The sequence below is a fragment of the Cobetia sp. MC34 genome, assembly GCF_018340035.1.
Lineage (GTDB): Bacteria > Pseudomonadota > Gammaproteobacteria > Pseudomonadales > Halomonadaceae > Cobetia > Cobetia amphilecti.
The window spans coordinates 1-1,088 of the sequence record NZ_JADPPY010000090.1; the positions used below are offsets into that span (position 1 = coordinate 1).

1 protein-coding gene is annotated in these 1,088 nt (G+C 65.5%); it reads right to left on the bottom strand.

What is annotated here, in order from left to right:
* Positions 1–1,088: IS1380 family transposase (locus IZU87_RS17260; protein ID WP_249330726.1), on the bottom strand; the 1,088-nt coding region annotated here is incomplete at both ends.

Sequence of the window (1,088 nt, forward strand, 5' to 3'; positions counted from 1 at the left end):
GCTTCGGCGCTGCCGCGCTTGCGATAGAGTGCCAGGATCTTCTCGGGCGGCCAGTCGAACTTGCCGAGGTTGGTGACCAGGAAGAAGGCATGCAGCAGCAGGTCATCGGGGCGTTCCTGAACCACCAGCACCACGCGTCGTGGCGTTGGCCAGGTACCGGCCTGGTATTCAAGGTCGTGGCACCACTCCCGAGGCTGCTCAGGGGGCCGGCCGCGTGGCCGCTTCAGGTAGGGCGCTGCCAGCGCCTGCAAGCCCTTGTGGCTGCGCAGCCGGCCCAGGTACTCGATGCTGCGCTTCTCCAGCGCCTCCAGCGTGTCGTTGTCGGTGAAGCCGGCGTCGATACGCACCCGAACCTGGGCGCCGGTGCTCTCGTTAAGCCGCTTCACCAGGTGCGGGATCCACGTATCAGCGTTCTCGGCGGGGCCGGCGTTGCCCTCGCGCAGCAGGCCGCCGACCATGTCGCCAGTTTCGGCCAACGAGGCGACCAGCGGCGAATAGATCCGCGTACCGTAAAGGCCATGATAAGCGGAACCGCCCTGGTGCCCATGGACCTCAATCGGCAGGCCGTCGATGTCTAGCGTCAGCTGCTTGGGACGCTCGCCGTTCTTCAGCGAGGTCAGGCGCCAGGCCACCAGCCGCAGCAGACCTTCATGCACGGCATCGATGTTGTCGTTGTGTCCAAGGCAGGTCAGCAGCCGCGACAGCGTGGCTTGGGACGGCCTATCCTGGACCAGTGGCGTCATGCCGCGCGCATCACTGCAGGCCAGCTGCCAGAGCGGATCACGGCGCAGCGTGTCGGTATCGCTGAGATCGATCCACCCCATCGCCCGCTGCAGCACCAAGGTGCGTATCTGGCTGGCCAGCGAGTGGCGAATACGCAGCGGATGGCGCGGATCGACCAGGTTATCTTCGAGCGCCTCGATCACGCCACTGCTGTCGAGGGCTTCGCGCAGCAACAATGCGCCGCTGTCGCTGGTGGTGCGGTGGCCGCTCAGCTCGACACGGACAGAGCCGTTGCATGAGGGCGTCCAGGTCGTTAGGGTTTCACCCATGGCGAGTGGTCCTCTTGAATCGTGTTCTGGCAGGAA